Raw genomic sequence first — 15,421 nt, forward strand, 5'->3', positions numbered from 1 at the left:
GGTGGCTAGCCTAGCGGATGTGGGCTGGGGGCTGGGAGGGTTCTCGTTTCCGCAGGTGGGCCGGGGAGTGTGCGGGCCGTCGTCAGGGGGAGTGCGGGGGCCGGTCAGGGAGTGCGGAGGGCCGGGCGGATCAGGTGGAGGGCGCTGGTCAGTCTTTCGGCTGCCGATGCGTGGGCGGCGGGGGAGGTGCCGTAGCCGGGCCGCGGGCGGACGTCGCCGGAGGGGCGTGGAAGATCCCGAGCGCCGGTCGCACGGCGTGGCACGGGTGCCGCGCCCGCGTGCCCATGCGCGTGCGAGGTCCCGTCCGCGTTACGCCGTGCGTGCGAGGTCCCGTCCGCGTCCCGATACGCGTGCGAGGTCCCGCCCGTGCCCCCTCGTGCCTGCGCGTCCGCGTCCGCGGCCCGAAGCGTGTGCCACCCCTCAGCACTCCCACGCGCGTGCGCGGTCCCGTCCGCGGGTCGATCCGCGCCCGACGCCCTCCCCTCGCCCTGACGCGCCGACCGGTTCCCACCCGTGGTCTGAGGCGGCACCGGCATCGACGTCGCGTCCGTGTCCGGGTACGGCATCGTTGTCGCGCCCGTGATGCGGGACGAGGGTGCCGTCGGGCGCGGAACCTCGTACGGGAGGGTCGTCGTGCCGGTCACCAGGGACAGCAGGAGCGACGCCGCCACCGGTACGTCCACGTCGGGGCGCAGGGAACCGTCCTCCTTCGCTCGCCGCAGCGCCCCGTGCAGCGCGCTCAGCCAGTTCAGGTGGACGTGCAGCGCGGGGTCGTCCGGGGTGCGTATCTCCTGCGTGAGGCGGGCGCCGGCGCGTACGAGGGCGTCGGTCTCGATGAGCCGCACGAGGGCGTGGGCCATCGAGGCGGCGACGTCGAACCCCGGGGCGTCGCGCCGCGCGACGTTCGCGAGCGTCGACCCCGACACCGCGCACGCTCCCCCCTGAACCGCCCGCGCGAGGTCGGCCTTGGCCGCGAAGTGGAAGGACAGCGCGCCCTTGGTGACCTTCGCGCGCTCGCTGATCGCCGACAGGGTGGCCCGCTCGTAGCCGTACTGGTCGAACACCGCCGACGCCGCCATGACGAGGGTGTGCCGGGTGCGTTCGGACCGCTCCTGCCTCACCACGTCCTCTGCTCCGACACACTCGCGGTGATCCCTGCCGCGGCGTGGCGCGCGCCCTGCTCCCTGCCCTGCCTCGCGCCCCGCTCCGCCGCCCGCCTCGCCGCTCCCTCCGAGCGACGTCTGCCGCGCGACCCTTCTCTGTTCAACGAGCCCGGAAGCGGCTCTTGTTGTGCCACGACCTCGGCCCCACCTGCCGCGATCACCCGGGCTCCTTGTCGTTCAGACGGTTTTGTCCTGTCCGTGGGCGACGCTAAGAAGGGCGTTTCGGGTCTGTCAAAGCAGACGAGGGCCACAGATCATCTTCTCGCCACGGATACGGATGGGGGGCCGGAGCGGTTTCCGTCACCTGGTGGGGGCCGGTGTCGAGTGGCCGCGATCCGCCGTGCGCGGGACTTCCTGACGCGGGCCGCTGTCAACGCAGTTGGGCTCTGGACGGCGGGTTGGGGGAACGCGGACGTGCGTGCTCCACGCGGTGCACGGTGCGCCGCACGCCGCACGCCGCACGCCGCACGCCGCACGCCGCACGCCGCACGCCGCACGCCGCACGCCGCACGCCGCACGCCGCACGCCGCACGCCACGCGGTGCACGGTGCGCTACGCGGTGCGCAGGGAGACGTTCGCCGTGCCCGCGGCTCTCTCCCTCCCCGCCCCCCGGCCCTTGCCCCGCAGCACCCCCCCAGCCCACCTCGCCCCGCCCAGCCCCGCCCGGACTCGTCCCGAACCACCTCACCTCACCTCACCTCACCTCGCCCCGTCCAACCCCCCGTGCCGCAACGGCGACCCCGCCGGGTGCAGCCGTAACTCGGCCTCGATCAGCTCGCGTTCGCCGTTCGGGGGCGGTGACGTTCCCGACTGCCGGTCCATGCCAGGGCTCCGTCGTCCGCGCCCTGGTGGTGCACCGGGTCGGCCGGGTCGTTCCCGTGGCAGCGGAGTCTTTCCCTCCGGAAAATCGGCCGGAATGACGCGGCCGACGCCGGACGGCCGCGGGCTGTCCCCGCGATGGGCCCCGGCCGGCCGGTTCGGGGTCAGCGGCGGGTGACGTACACCCGGTACGTCCCCTCCGGGTCTCCGTCCGCGATCTGGACGGTGATGCCCGCCCTCGGGTCCTTGAACGTCTCGCCGGGGGAGAAGGGGGCGTCGGAGAGTTCGGCGTGGACGTTCGGGGAGCGGGTGCAGCCGCCGCTGTCGCGGTGCGCGTCGTACACCTTGACCGGGCCGTTCCCGGTGTCCACGTCCGTGTCGACCTTGTAGACGAGGATGCCGGGGCTGCAGACGGCGGAGTCGTTGCCCCCGTTGGTGCGCAGTTCGAGGACGTAGGTGCTCTTCGGGCCGAGCGGGATGACGACGAGCTTGGCGCCGCCCCAGCTCTCCAGCGGGGTCAGCGTGTACTCGGTGGTCCCGGACGTCGCCGCGCAGTGGACCTGGGAGTCGTCGAGCCAGCCGAGCTTCCACTTGTGCCAGCCGAGGAGGTCGTTGTCGGCCCCCCAGTCCTCGCTCATGATGTCCCAGTGGCCGACGGCGCCGCCGCCCTCCTGGGTGTACAGGTCGGGCAGGCCGAAGGTGTGGCCGTTCTCGTGGGGAAGGACGCGGTAGCCGGTGTCGGCGTACGAGCCGGAGCCGTCGTCCTGGCGGCTGTAGACGAACGACGCGTTGGAGACGGGGACGCCGTCCGCGACCGGCGCCTCGGCGTTGCCGGCGAACGTCACCGACAGCACGGTGTCCAGCGCCGAGGGCCCGGCGTTGGGGGTGACCAGCACGTTGAGGATGTCGTAGGAGCGGAAGTCGACCTCGGGGTCGGCCGCCGCCACGATGTCCTGCACCAGTTCGCGGTAGCCGGGGTCGAAGGGCGCGCCGCGTTCGATGCCGTACTGCTTGAACGACTTGGGCATGCGCAGCCAGTGCCGGATCGGGGCGTCGGGGCGGTAGTCGAGGCGCCCGTAGGAGCCCGTGCGGAACCATTCCTGCGTCTGCGGGAAGAACTCGGCGTACCGGTCGAGCGCGCTGCCCTTGCCGGGGGCGTCGGAGAAGTCGACCATCAGGGTCAGCGCCCGGATCGTGCCGGTGGAGCGGGCGTAGCCGGGGACGGTGGGGATGCCTTCGCCCATCTGGACGCCCGCCGGACCGCTGATCGCGCAGGAGCCCAGGGCCGTGGTGCGGGCCAGGGGGGCCGAGCCGGCCGTCGCCGAGCCCGCCGTCAGGTGCCCGCTGCCGGCCGCGGTGCTGACGGCGAGCGTCAGGACGCTCACCGTGGCGAGTGCGGCCACGCGGCGCGGGCGTATCCGGCGGCTGGACGGCTGCATGCGGGCCCCTCGCTCCACGGCAGCCGCCCGTCTCCGACTGCACCCTTGCGATCACCCTGTGTCGCCGACGCGCCGGGCGCGCGCTGGATGAGTCCGATCGGGTTCTTCTGTCGGACCGGCTCCGGGGGCGGGGCGGGAAGGGGCCGGCCGAGTGGTCTCGTGCCAGGTCCGAGGGGGTTCGGGGGGTGGACGCGGGGCGCCCGGTGCGCGGGCCGCGATCACCCGCGCGCATGTGTGAGCCAGGTCACATCATCTTTTCGGCGGGCCGGGAAATAACCGGGGATCGTTTCCCCGTTTAGCCAGGTGTCCGAGCGAAACGGGGAACGAATCCCCGGATCGCGCTTCACCGTCGGAACCGCCGACACCGACCCGTCCGAGGAGGACGCCGTGCAGACCGCAACCCCCGTGCAGCGCAAAGCGACCCGGCCCCGCGCCGACGCCCTGCGCAACCGGGAGCGGATCGTCGCCGCCGCCAGCGAGATGTTCGTCGAGTTCGGGGCCGAGGTGCCCTTCGACGAGATCGCCCGCCGGGCCGGCGTCGGCAACGCCACGGTGTACCGGAACTTCCCCGATCGCGACTCCCTCGCCCGAGAGGTCGTCTGCTCGGTGATGGACCGCACCTCGGAGTGGGTGGAGGAGGCCCTGGCCCGGGGCGGTGACGCCTTCGCGTCGCTGAGCGGCTTCGTGCACTTCGCCGCCGACGAGCGGATCGGCGCCCTGTGCCCGATGCTCTCCGAGGGCTTCGACCAGGACCACCCCGATCTGGTCGCCGCGCGCGACCGGATCACCGATCTGATCGAGCGGCTGATGGCCCGCGCCCGTGAGGCCGGGCAGCTCCGCCCCGATGTCGAGCTGGGCGATCTCATGATCGCCGTCAGCCAGCTCACCAGGCCGCTGCCGGGCACCGCGTGCCAGGGCATCGACCGCTTCGTGCACCGTCATCTGCAGCTGTTCCTGGACGGTATGCGGGCTCCGGCCCGCTCCGAACTGCCCGGGGTGGCCGCCACCGTGGAGGAACTGCGACGAGGCTGCTGACCGCCGGGGGGCGGCGCGCGATCCGCGACCGCCTCCGTCCTCGGCCCTCGTGACCCGAACCTGAACCCGACACCGTCCAACGACCTCGCCCAGCCGACCGACCGCGACGCCCGCACCGGCGCGTCGTCCCGCGCCCGACGCGCGGGTCGCTCGGCAACCGGCCGCCCTCGGCATGCCCGAGAGCCGCGCCGGTCGCACGTCCGGCCGTCACCGACGACGAGCCGTCCCTTCGCCGGTTCGCGCCGGTCCGCCTCGATTTTTTTCGCTACGAAGTCCCGGAGTGGGTATCCCCATGTCTGCATCAGCAACCAGCGCCGTACCGGACGCCGCGTCCGACGCGCACAACAACCGCTGGAAAGCGCTCGTCTTCATCGCGCTCGCCCAGCTGATGGTCGTCCTCGACGCGACGATCGTGAACATCGCGCTGCCCTCCGCCCAGCAGGACCTGGGCATCAGCGACGGCAACCGGCAGTGGGTCGTGACGGCCTACGCCCTCGCCTTCGGCGGTCTGCTGCTCTTCGGCGGCCGGATCGCCGACCTGTGGGGCCGCAAGCGCGCCTTCGTCGTCGGTCTCGTGGGCTTCGCCCTGGCCTCCGCCCTCGGCGGCGCGGCCCAGAGCGGCGCCATGATGTTCGGCGCCCGCGCCCTCCAGGGCGTGTTCGGCGCGCTGCTCGCGCCCGCCGCGCTCTCGCTGCTCGCCGTCATGTTCACCGACGCCAAGGAGCGCGCCAAGGCGTTCGGCATCTACGGCGCGATCGCCGGCGGCGGCGGCGCCGTCGGCTTCATCCTCGGCGGTGTCCTCACCGAGTACATGAACTGGCGCTGGACCTTCTTCGTCAACATCCCCTTCGCGATCATCGCGGCCGCGGGCGCGTACTTCGTCATCCGCGAGCCGGAGGGCGGCCGCAACCGTTCGCCGCTCGACATCCCGGGCGTCGTCCTGTCCACCCTCGGACTGGTCTCCCTGGTCTACGGGTTCACCCGCGCCGAGTCCGACGGCTGGACCGACTCCGTGACCCTCGCCCTGTTCGTGGCCTCCGCCGTGCTGCTGGCCGCGTTCGTCTACACCGAGTCCAAGGTCAAGGCCCCGCTGCTGCCCCTGCGCGTGGTCACCGACCGCAACCGCGGCGGCGTCTACCTCTCGCTCGGTCTCGCGATCATCGCGATGTTCGGCACGTTCCTCTTCCTGACCTACTACCTGCAGATCGTGAAGGGCTTCTCGCCCATCTCCACCGGCTTCGCCTTCCTGCCGATGGTCGCGGGCATGATCACGGGCTCGACGCAGATCGGCGCCCGGCTGATGACGCGGGTCGCGCCGCGGCTGCTGATGGGCCCCGGCTTCCTGGTCGCCGCCGTCGGCATGCTGCTGCTCACCCAGCTGGAGATCGGTTCCTCGTACTCCACCGTGGTGCTGCCGGGTCTGCTCCTGCTCGGCCTCGGCATGGGTACGGCGTTCATGCCCGCCATGTCGCTGGCCACGTACGGCATCGAGCCGCGTGACGCCGGTGTCGCCTCCGCGATGGTCAACACCTCGCAGCAGGTCGGCGGCGCGATCGGCACGGCCCTGCTGAACACGATCGCCGCCTCGGCGACGACCGCGTACATCACGGACCACATCGCCGGCGCCGGCTCCGCCGCCCAGCAGCGGCTCGTGCAGGCGCAGGGCATGGTGCACGGCTACAGCGTCGCGATCTGGCTCGCGGTCGGCATCCTCACGCTGTCCGCGGCCATCGCCCTCACCCTCGTCAACACCGGCCGCCCCGACGCGGGCGTCGTCGCCGGCGCGGACGAGGAGGCCGAGGACGAGCTGAAGGTGCCGGTCATCGCCCACTGACGTGCCGTCGCCCGCCGAGGGCGACGCCACGCGCCGGGCTCACTCCGGGCCCTCCGGGTCGGGCGGGCGTCCGGGTACGTCAGGTGCCCGGGTGCCCGGCCCCCCTCGCACGCTTCGCGTACGGACGCGGGGTGGGGACGCCTCGTCCGCACGCTTCCGGGCACCGCCCCGGCTCCCTTCCCGGGGAGCCGGGGCGGTGTCATGTCCTGCCTGCTCCCCGGGCGGGGAGCCGCGGCGGTGCCGCCGTCGCCCGATCCCCCCACTGTCTCCGGTCTCCCGCCGTCACTCCGGCTCCGGTCGTCGCCCGGTCTACCGTCGACGGTCCGGCCCTGGCCGTCGCCCGGCCTCGTTCCGCCGACCCGCCCGCCCCTCGCTCGTCGGCGCAACCGGTCGCTCGGGTCAGCGCAGCCAGGGGAGGTCGGCGCCGGCCTCCTGCGGCTGGAGGCCCTCCGCGATGATCCGCATGGCCTCGCCGAAGGCCTTCTGCCGCTCCGGCCCGAGCCGGTCGAACAGGGCCTGGCGTACGGCGGCCACATGGCCCGGCGCGGTCCGCCGCAGTACCTCGAAACCCTCGTCGGTGAGGACCGCGAACTGCCCCCGCTTGTCGGACGGGCAGTCCTCGCGGCGCACCCAGCCGCTCTTCTCCAGGCGCGCGATCGCGTGCGAGAGCCGGGAGCGGGTGATCTTCGCGTGCCTGGCCAGCTCGGTCATCCGCAGCCGGCGGCGCGGGGCCTCGGCGAGCTGGACGAGCAGGCCGTAGTAGATGTGCGGCATGCCCGCGTCGCGCTGGAGCTGGCGGTCGAGATGGTCCTCGAGGAGGGTCGTGGCGTGCATGTACGCGCGCCAGATGCGCTGTTCCTCGTCGGTGAGCCAGCGCGGCTCGTCAGCGGGAGGGGGTGCCGTGTTCATGGCTCCACTGTACGAGCCCATCCTTGAAAATTAAACAAACCGGGCGTAGCGTCGATGCAAGAACTTGAGAGTTTAAGCAACTGCTCGGGAATCGTTCGCCGCGCCGTCGAGCCGACCGCGCGTCCGCCGGAGGGAGCCGCCATGACCGCCGACACCGAGGAGCGCCCCGCCCCGGAGCGCATGCCCGCCCTCTATCTGAGCCACGGCGCCCCGCCCCTCGCCGACGACCCCGTCTGGCCCGGCCAGCTCGCCGCCTGGTCCGCCGACCTGCCCCGGCCCCGGGCGATCCTCATGGTCTCCGCCCACTGGGAGGAGGCCCCGCTCGCCCTCGGCGCGACCGAGACGGTCCCGCTCGTCTACGACTTCTGGGGCTTTCCCGAGCACTACTACCGGGTCTCCTACGCGGCCCCCGGCGCCCCGCGCCTGGCCGAGTCCGTCCGCAAACTGCTGCGCGCGCCCGGCACACCCGTGCAGGACATGCCCGATCGCGGGCTCGACCACGGCGCGTACGTCCCGCTGGTGGAGATGTACCCCGGGGCCGACATCCCGGTCCTCCAGGTCTCCCTGCCGACGCTCGACCCGGTCCGGCTCCTGGAGATCGGCCGCAGGCTGGCGCCGCTCCGCGACGAGGGTGTCCTGATCGTCGGGTCCGGATTCTTCACCCACAATCTCGCGGCCCTCAGGCACACCGGTGCGGGCGTGCCGGCCTGGTCGAGCGAGTTCGACGACTGGGGGCACCGGGCGCTGGAGGCCGGCGACGTCGACGCGCTGCTCGACTTCGAGCGCAAGTCCCCGGCGGGCCGGCTCGCCCACCCGCGCACCGAGCACTTCGCCCCCCTCTTCGTGGCCATGGGCGCCGCGGACGCCACGGGCGAGCTGGACGGGCAGCGGTCCGTGATCGACGGGTTCTGGATGGGTATGGCGAAGCGGTCGGTCCAGTTCGGCGGTCCCGCGGCCACGGAGTGAGGTCCGACCCGGGGCAGCGTCTTCCGGGCGTGAAGTGCGCCCGGTGCCGTGTGGGTCGCGCCCTCGCGGGGTGAGGGCCTCCTCGTGCCGGGTGACGGCCCGGTGGCGACCGGGCGCGCGGCCCGCCTCGCGACGGACGTGGACGCGGGCGGGGCGGGAGCCGAGGGGTCCGTGCTTCGCGCCGACGCGGCGCGGGGCGGCACGATCCCCGCCCGCGGGTGGCCGGGGCGCCTCCCCGGGCGCCCGGTGTCGTGAAGGGGCGCGCTGCGGGGGAGGGGGCCGCGGAGACCGGGCCGCCCCGTTCCCGCTGTCCGGGGCGCCCGGCCGATCGCCCCGAGGAGGTCCCGGGGGCGGCCTCCGGGGGGAGCGGGCCCGATGCTGCGTACCTGGGAATCGCCTGTGAGTCAGCGCCGGTGGCAACCATCGGGCGGTGCCGTCCGTCTTCAGGGTGGGAGAGCGGTCGGGGCCGGCGTTCGCCCCGCGGGAAAACGGCCGTATCGAAGGTGACGGGCGTCTCCCCCGTGCTGGGGTCGTCGAGTGTCGTCAGGGCGGCCGGGCCGACGGCGACTGCGTACCTGACCTGCGCATCCGTGCGCCGCGGCGGCATGCGTCCGCCCGTGTGGTGCGACAGGGTACTGCATGATCAGAAAAATCGAGGGGCCCGCTGGGAATTCTGTCCTGATTCCAGTCGTTGTTTCCATCGGATGCCGGGCACCCGGGAGGGTGAACGGACGTCCTGGACCACCCGCTAGCCCACCATCGCAAGGGAGCACGCATGGCAACCCGTGCCGTCGCCCGTCGTCAGTCCGCCACCGGCGAGACCGCCGACGCGGCACGCAGTGTTCGCGCCGTAGGCGGCGAGATCGCCGACCGCGACCTGGTCGGCATGTACCTCGACGAGATCGCGCGTACGCCGCTGCTCGACGCCGCCAAGGAAGTCGAGCTGTCCCAGGTCATCGAAGCGGGTGTGTTCGCGCAGCAGATCCTCGACGGTGAGACCGAGGCGAAGGCGGACGCCTCCCGCGAGGAGCTGGAGGCGCTGGTCGCCGACAGCGAGCGCGCGAAGGACGTGTTCATCCGCTCGAACCTGCGGCTGGTCGTGGCCGTCGCGCGGCGCTACCCGCGCAGCGGCCTGCCGCTGCTCGACCTCATCCAGGAGGGGAACGCCGGCCTGGTGCGCGCGGTCGAGAAGTTCGACTACCGCAAGGGCTTCAAGTTCTCCACGTACGCCACCTGGTGGATCCGCCAGGCCATCACCCGGTCCATCGCCGACCAGTCGCGCACGATCCGCCTCCCCGTCCACCTGGTCGAGGAGCTGGGCCGCATCCGCCGCGTCCAGCGCGAGTTCAACCGGGAGAACGGCCGGGAGCCGGAGCACGCGGAGATCGCCGCCGAGCTCGGCTCGACGCCGGAGCGCGTCGGGGACGTGCTGGACTGGGCGCGTGACCCGGTCTCGCTGAACATGTCGGTGGACGACGAGGGCGAGACCCAGTTCGGCGACCTCCTGGAGGACACCTCGGCGGTGTCCCCCGAGCAGTCCGTGCTCACCCTGCTGCGCAGCGAGGAGCTGGACGACCTGATCGGCCGGCTCGACCAGCGCACGGCCTCCATCATCAAGATGCGCTACGGCATAGAGGACGGCCGGGAGCGCACGCTGACGGAGGTCGGCAAAGAGCACGGGCTGACCCGTGAGCGCATCCGGCAGATCGAGAAGCACGCCCTGCTCGAACTGAAGAAGCTGGCACGGGACACCGGGTTCGACGCGGCGGCGTGACCGGAGCGGGACCGCGGCCGGCCGCGTGACGGCCGCGGCGACCGCGACGGACGGGACCGGCGCGACGGGCAGGGCGGCCGAGGCGGGTGGGCCGAACGGGTCCACGCGCCGGCGGGCCGCGAGGCCCCGTTCGCCGCGTCCTCGCACGGATCCCCGTGCCACGTTGGCCACAAGTCGACCAGACATGGCCATGTAAGGTCGCTTCAACTCGTCGGGCTCAGGGAACAAGACCTCAGGGCTCGGCGTTCGGCCCCCGTCCGGGCGCGCGTGAGACGCCCCCGAGAGCCGAGTCCCGACGCACACCCCCCCGCGCCGGGACTCTTCCAGAGCCGGGCTCCGGCGCCTTCCCCCCCCTGGCGCCGGGGCCCGGCTCCCTTTGTGCCGTGCCGCCGTGCGGCGGGGCACAAGTGGCGTGGGGCGCCGCGGGCCGTGCGGAACGGGCGGGCACCGTGCGGCGGACCGGGCGGGCTGCCGGCCGGAGGCCGGGGCGGGAAGGGGGCCGGAGCACCCCGGACCTGAACCCCGGGGTGACCCGGATGGCAGATTGTGCCACAGCGGCATAGCCTGCCGACCGTGAGCGGTAGTGAACACGACCTGGACACCTCGGCCGGCCGGGCGAACCCCGGAGCGACCCCTGTCCGCGGCGCGCGGACGGTCGGCGAAGGTCCCTCGCTCGTCGAGCGCCGCAAGGCGGCCACCCGGATGGAGATCGCCCGGGCCGCCGCGGGACTCTTCCTGCGTGACGGCCTGCGGGCCACCCGTGCCGAGGACATCGCCCGCGCGGCCGGCGTCGCACCCCGCACCTTCTACCGGTACTTCGCCGGCAAGGAGGAGGCACTGGGGCCCCTCTTCGCCGCCGGTGCGCAGCGCTGGGCCGAAGCGGTCCGGTCCGCACCGGCCCACCTCTCGGTGCCGGAGGCGCTGCGGCAGGCGCTCGTCGCCACCCTCACCCCGGGCGCGGGCGTCCGCTACGAATCCCTCGACTGGGTCCGCGCCCTGCTGCGGCTGGCCGAGGCGAACCCGGCCCTGCTGCGGGTGTGGGGAGAGGCGTGCCAGACGGCGGAACGCACGCTCGCGGTGGTCCTGGCGGACCGCGCGGCCGAGGCGGCGGGTGCGGCCGACGCGGCGCCGCCGGAGGCCGGGGCGGACGGGACCGATGCCGTCGGCGGACCGGGGGCGGTGACGCGCCCCGGTCCCGGGGAGGAGCCCGACGCCCCGGCGGCTTCCGCGGACCCCCGGGACACGGACCCTGCCGGCGTCGCCGGTCTCGACCCCCGGCTCCGGTTCACCGCCGCCGTCGCCACTGCGGCCGTCCGCGTGGCCGTGGAGTCCTGGGCGGCCGGCGACGCCGCCGCCGACGGCCCGGGCGGCCCCTGCGCCCTCGCCCTGCGCAACCTCGGGGCCCTGGACGGCTTCCCCTGGCCCGCCGGAACGCCGTGAGGCGGTGACGCGGGGCGAGCAGGGCACCGCGATCGCCCCGCCGGACCACGCCACGGGTCGGAACCGCGGGTGGTGGAGCCGGCACGGCGTGCCGGGTCAGTCCCCGGTGCCGCCCGCCGCGCGGCTCAGGCGGGCGCCCAGCTCGCTCACGTAGCGGGCCAGTTCGGTGGGCTCGTGGACCGTGAACTCGCAGCCGACCATCGCGATCCGCACCGCCAGCCACTCCACGGAGTCGCCGGAGGTGGCGCGGAGCCGGCAGCTGCCGTCGTCGACCGGCTCGGGAACGCCGAGCCAGCCGGGCAGGCGGGCCGTCACGAACGCGGCCGGGGCGGCGAAGGCGACGTCGACGGCGTACGTCTCCTGGCGCCGGTACACCGACTGCCGCAGGTACTCCGCCGCGCTGCCGGTCGGCAGCGGGCGCGGGGCGAACCGGGCGCCGGTCGCCACGGGCTCGGAGACCCGGTCGACGCGGAACGTCCGCCAGTCCTCGCGGCCGAGGTCGTACGCGACGAGGTACCAGCGGCGGCCCGTGGACACCAGGCGGTAGGGCTCGGTCAGCCGCCGCGACGGGGTCCCGTCGCCGGAGCGGTAGGCGAAGCGCAGCCGTTCCCGCCCCGCCACGCTCGACGCCATCACGGTCAGCGTCTCGGGTGCGATGCTCGCGCCGTCCCCGCTGGTCAGCGGAGTGGTGGCGGCCTGGAGGGTGGACACGCGGTGGCGCAGCCGGGCCGGCAGCACCTGCTCCAGCTTGGCGAGCGCCCGCACCGACGCCTCGTCCACGCCCTCGACCGCGTGCCCGGCGCCGGCCCGCAGGCCCACCGCGATCGCCACGGCCTCCTCGTCGTCGAGGACGAGGGGCGGCATTGCCTTGCCCGCGACCAGCCGGTACCCGCCGTCGGCCCCCTTCGTCGCCTGCACCGGATAGCCCAGCTCGCGCAGCCGGTCGATGTCGCGGCGGACCGTGCGCCGGGACACCCCGAGCCGCTCGGACAGCTCGCCGCCCGGCCACTCACGGGGTGTCTGGAGGAGGGAGAGGAGCTGGAGGAGCCGGGCCGGCGTGTCCGTCGTCATGCCCTCCAGGGTGCCGCACCATTAGGACACGATCCGACCTAATGGCGTTCTAGCGTGACCGCATGACCTCCACCGAGACCTCCGGGACAGAGATGTCCGACGCTCCGGGCGCCGGCCGACCGGCCGCGCGCGACGCGGCCGACCGGCGGCGCTGGTTCGCCCTCGCCATCGTGATGACCGCCGCCTTCATGGACCTGGTCGACGTCACCATCGTCAACATCGCGATCCCGTCCATCCAGCGGGACGCGGGCGCCACGTTCAGCCAGATCCAGTGGATCACCGCCGGCTACGCGCTGGCCTTCGCCGCGGGTCTCGTCACCGGTGGCCGGCTCGGCGACATCCACGGCCGCAAGCGGCTGTTCCTCCTCGGCGTGGCCGGCTTCACCGTCGCCTCCGCGCTGTGCGGCTTCGCCGTGAACCCGGAGATGCTCGTCGCCTCGCGCATCCTCCAGGGCGCCATGGCCGCCCTGATGGTGCCGCAGGTGCTCTCGATCGTGCACGCCACCTTCCCCGCGCACGAACGCGGCAAGGTCTTCGGCCTGTTCGGCGCGATCGTCGGCCTCGGCGCCGTCTCGGGACCGCTGCTCGGCGCGCTGCTGACCGAGGGGAACCTGTTCGGCCTGGAGTGGCGGCCGATCTTCCTCATCAACCTGCCCGTCGGCCTGCTCGCGCTCGTCCTCGGCCGCCGCTTCATCGGCGAGTCCCGGGCGCCGCGCGCGCTCCGGCTCGACCTGGTCGGCGTCGCGCTCGTCACCCTCGGTCTGCTGATGCTGCTGTACCCGCTGACCCGCGGCCGCGAGCTGGGCTGGCCGCTGTGGGGACACCTGTCGATGGGCGGCTCGGTCCTCGTGTTCGCCGCCCTGGTGGCGTACGAGCGGCGCAAGACGCGGCGGGACGGCTCGCCGCTCGTGGAGTTGTCGCTGTTCCGGGTCAAGAGCTTCGCGGCGGGCATCGCCGTGCAGACCGTGTTCGGTGTCGCCCTCGGCGTCTTCTTCCTGGTCTGGACGCTGTACATGCAGATCGGGCTGGGCTGGACCGCGCTGCGGGCGGGACTCACCGGCGTGCCGTTCTCCATCGCGGTCTCCGCGGCGGCGGGCATGTCGGTGCAGCTGCTCGTCCCGCGTTTCGGGCGCAAGGTGCTCCAGGCCGGCGCCCTGCTCATGGCCCTCGGCGTCCTGCTCTACATCTGGGAGGCCGACCGGTACGGCATGGAAATCGCGTCCTGGCAGATGGCCCTCCCGCTGGTGGTCATGGGCGTCGGCATGGGCTTCATCGTCGCCCCGCTGACGGACGCGGTGCTCTCGGAGGTTCCGCGGGAGCACGCGGGGTCCGCCTCGGGCCTGATCAACACCGTGCAGCAGATGGGCAACGCGCTCGGCCTCGGCCTGGTGTCGGTGGTGTTCTTCGGGGAGATCGGCGACCACCTGACCCGCCGCCAGGTGGGCCCCGCCTTCGTGCACGCCTTCCAGCACGCGCTGGGCTGGGTCGCCGCGGTGCTGGCCGTCATCTTCCTGCTGATGTTCGCCCTGCCCAGGCGCCCCGCCCAGCATGTGGAGGGCGGGGCGGCCGGCGCCGCCGGTCCGGAGCGCCCGGAGTCCGGTGCGCCGAAGCAGCCTGAACTCGTCGGCTGAGCCCCTCGCCCGGGTCTGCCGGGGCGCGGGATGCCCCGCCGGACCGGAGAGCCCCTCACGGTGTCCCTTTGCGGCCACCGTGAGGGGTTCACCGCTTCTGCGAGATACATCACGGTGCGGGGCCGAAGTCCCGGACCGTGGTGTCTACTGGGGCGCATGCCCGAGCACGTGTCGATCCTCCAGTCGGCCGGCGTGGCGTTCCTCGCGCTGGCGGCCGTCGTCTGGGTCCTCGGCCTGGCGCGCCTGCTGCGCGGCGGTCCGTCCGCCACCATGGCGCCGACCCCGGGCGAGGCGCTGCGCGGACTGCCCGGTCAGCGCCGGGGGCCGGACGCGGAGTCCGTGGAACTGACCCCCGAGGAACGTGCCGCCTTCGCCCGCCTGGTACGGCGGTTCAGCGACACCCGGCCCTCCTGAACGCGCCTCCACGCCTCCCGCAGACCGCGACGGGCATGCCCGACGCGGGCCCTGGCCCCGGCCCGGTTCCGGGCCCGGGGCAAGCGGACGGTGTCAGCCGAGCCGGGCGGCCCGCCGCTCGATCGCGTCCCGTGCCGCGTCCTGCGACGCGTAGACCTCGCACATGTGGCGGCGGTCCGGAGTCGCCGTGTGCTCGACCTCCCACAGGGAGACCTCCCGGCCGTCCCGCAGCAGGAACGCGTGCTCGTACAGCGAGAAGGACAGGCCGGTCCGCCCGGTGCGCCCGGGGCGGCCGAACGCCTGGGTGATCTGGTGGGCGAACGCCTCCCGCAGCAGCAGCGCCACGAGTTCCCCGTCCGGACCGTCCGCGTTCTCGGCGCGGCGCACCAGCCGGCGCGCGTGATCGGCGGAGTCGTCGGGCACATAGGTGTGCCGCGGCTCCGGGATCGACGACAACTGGACGAACGCGGGCAGTTCGAAGTCCGGGGCGTCCGGCGGGAGGGCGAGCCGGGCCGTGGCCTCGCGCACCTCCTCCTCGTCGACGTACACCTCGTGCTGGGCGTCGCGGCCCACCGCCGTGTTGTGCACGAGCTCCCACAGCGTGACCGCGGAGCCGTCGGCGAGCAGCCATGTGTGCCGGTACGTCTCCCGGTGCAGTCCGGCGCTGTGGTGCGCGGAGTGCAGCGAGCTGTCGTGCGCCAGCGCGCAGTCGAGGAGCCGTATCGTCTCGTCGGGCAGCTCGAACGAGTTCAGGGCGCGGCCCAGAAGCCGTTCGAGATGCTCCTCCGGAGACTCGGGCGACTCGGGTGGTTCGTACGCTGCCGTCTCGTACGGAACGCTCAAGGTTTCTCCCGGCGTTGCTGCATGTCACCTTGTGGGTGCATACCGTAGCCCCTCGGTCGGACATCATGTCCGCGAACCGAGAA

At 73.6% G+C, this 15,421-nt stretch carries 12 protein-coding genes; 7 read left to right on the plus strand and 5 right to left on the minus strand.

The features are described 5' to 3' along the window. Window positions 1-104: 104 nt before the first annotated feature. Together ACGFS9_RS03170 and ACGFS9_RS03175 are read right to left on the minus strand one after the other, a co-directional pair. The gene (locus ACGFS9_RS03170) at window positions 105-1,124 is read right to left on the minus strand and encodes a TetR family transcriptional regulator (protein ID WP_393250224.1); all 1,020 of its coding nucleotides are present in this window, start codon (window positions 1,122-1,124) and stop codon (window positions 105-107) included. 1,022 nt (window positions 1,125-2,146) lie between these two features. After that, window positions 2,147-3,421 (minus strand): M6 family metalloprotease domain-containing protein, encoded by a 1,275-nt coding sequence (locus tag ACGFS9_RS03175; RefSeq protein WP_393250226.1) that lies wholly within the window; start codon window positions 3,419-3,421, stop codon window positions 2,147-2,149. A 387-nt stretch (window positions 3,422-3,808) separates the two neighbouring features. Between ACGFS9_RS03175 and ACGFS9_RS03180 the strand changes: the two genes are divergently transcribed. Beyond that, window positions 3,809-4,456 carry a TetR/AcrR family transcriptional regulator gene (locus tag ACGFS9_RS03180; RefSeq protein WP_393250228.1) on the plus strand — a complete coding sequence of 216 codons (648 nt, stop codon included), beginning with the start codon at window positions 3,809-3,811 and terminating at the stop codon, window positions 4,454-4,456. Between the two features lie 292 nt (window positions 4,457-4,748). Further along, window positions 4,749-6,290 carry an MFS transporter gene (locus tag ACGFS9_RS03185; RefSeq protein WP_393250230.1) on the plus strand — a complete coding sequence of 514 codons (1,542 nt, stop codon included), beginning with the start codon at window positions 4,749-4,751 and terminating at the stop codon, window positions 6,288-6,290. 399 nt (window positions 6,291-6,689) lie between these two features. Here the strand turns inward: ACGFS9_RS03185 and ACGFS9_RS03190 are convergent, their stop codons facing one another. Further along, the gene (locus tag ACGFS9_RS03190) at window positions 6,690-7,199 is read right to left on the minus strand and encodes a MarR family winged helix-turn-helix transcriptional regulator (RefSeq protein WP_393250232.1); all 510 of its coding nucleotides are present in this window, start codon (window positions 7,197-7,199) and stop codon (window positions 6,690-6,692) included. 141 nt (window positions 7,200-7,340) lie between these two features. Between ACGFS9_RS03190 and ACGFS9_RS03195 the strand changes: the two genes are divergently transcribed. From ACGFS9_RS03195 to ACGFS9_RS03205, 3 genes are all read left to right on the plus strand, one after another. Continuing rightward, on the plus strand, window positions 7,341-8,165 hold the full coding sequence (locus ACGFS9_RS03195; RefSeq protein ID WP_393250234.1) for a dioxygenase: 825 nt from the start codon (window positions 7,341-7,343) through the stop codon (window positions 8,163-8,165). A gap of 775 nt (window positions 8,166-8,940) precedes the next feature. Further along, window positions 8,941-9,939, plus strand: a complete 999-nt coding sequence (locus ACGFS9_RS03200; protein ID WP_393250236.1) for an RNA polymerase sigma factor RpoD/SigA — start codon at window positions 8,941-8,943, stop codon at window positions 9,937-9,939. 702 nt (window positions 9,940-10,641) lie between these two features. Next, window positions 10,642-11,379 carry a TetR/AcrR family transcriptional regulator gene (locus ACGFS9_RS03205; protein ID WP_393250519.1) on the plus strand — a complete coding sequence of 246 codons (738 nt, stop codon included), beginning with the start codon at window positions 10,642-10,644 and terminating at the stop codon, window positions 11,377-11,379. A gap of 96 nt (window positions 11,380-11,475) precedes the next feature. Here the strand turns inward: ACGFS9_RS03205 and ACGFS9_RS03210 are convergent, their stop codons facing one another. Further along, window positions 11,476-12,450: a helix-turn-helix transcriptional regulator gene (locus ACGFS9_RS03210; RefSeq protein ID WP_393250238.1), complete on the minus strand. Its 975-nt coding sequence runs from the start codon at window positions 12,448-12,450 to the stop codon at window positions 11,476-11,478. A gap of 62 nt (window positions 12,451-12,512) precedes the next feature. Between ACGFS9_RS03210 and ACGFS9_RS03215 the strand changes: the two genes are divergently transcribed. Both ACGFS9_RS03215 and ACGFS9_RS03220 read left to right on the plus strand, forming a co-directional pair. Next, on the plus strand, window positions 12,513-14,081 hold the full coding sequence (locus ACGFS9_RS03215; protein ID WP_393250240.1) for an MFS transporter: 1,569 nt from the start codon (window positions 12,513-12,515) through the stop codon (window positions 14,079-14,081). A gap of 156 nt (window positions 14,082-14,237) precedes the next feature. Further along, window positions 14,238-14,495 (plus strand): hypothetical protein, encoded by a 258-nt coding sequence (locus ACGFS9_RS03220; RefSeq protein ID WP_393250242.1) that lies wholly within the window; start codon window positions 14,238-14,240, stop codon window positions 14,493-14,495. A 93-nt stretch (window positions 14,496-14,588) separates the two neighbouring features. On the opposite strand, the gene ACGFS9_RS03225 is transcribed toward ACGFS9_RS03220, so the two are convergent. After that, window positions 14,589-15,338, minus strand: a complete 750-nt coding sequence (locus tag ACGFS9_RS03225; RefSeq protein WP_393250244.1) for a DUF6227 family protein — start codon at window positions 15,336-15,338, stop codon at window positions 14,589-14,591. Window positions 15,339-15,421: the final 83 nt, after the last annotated feature.

It is taken from the genome of Streptomyces sp. NPDC048566 (assembly GCF_043199735.1).
Taxonomy (GTDB): domain Bacteria; phylum Actinomycetota; class Actinomycetes; order Streptomycetales; family Streptomycetaceae; genus Streptomyces.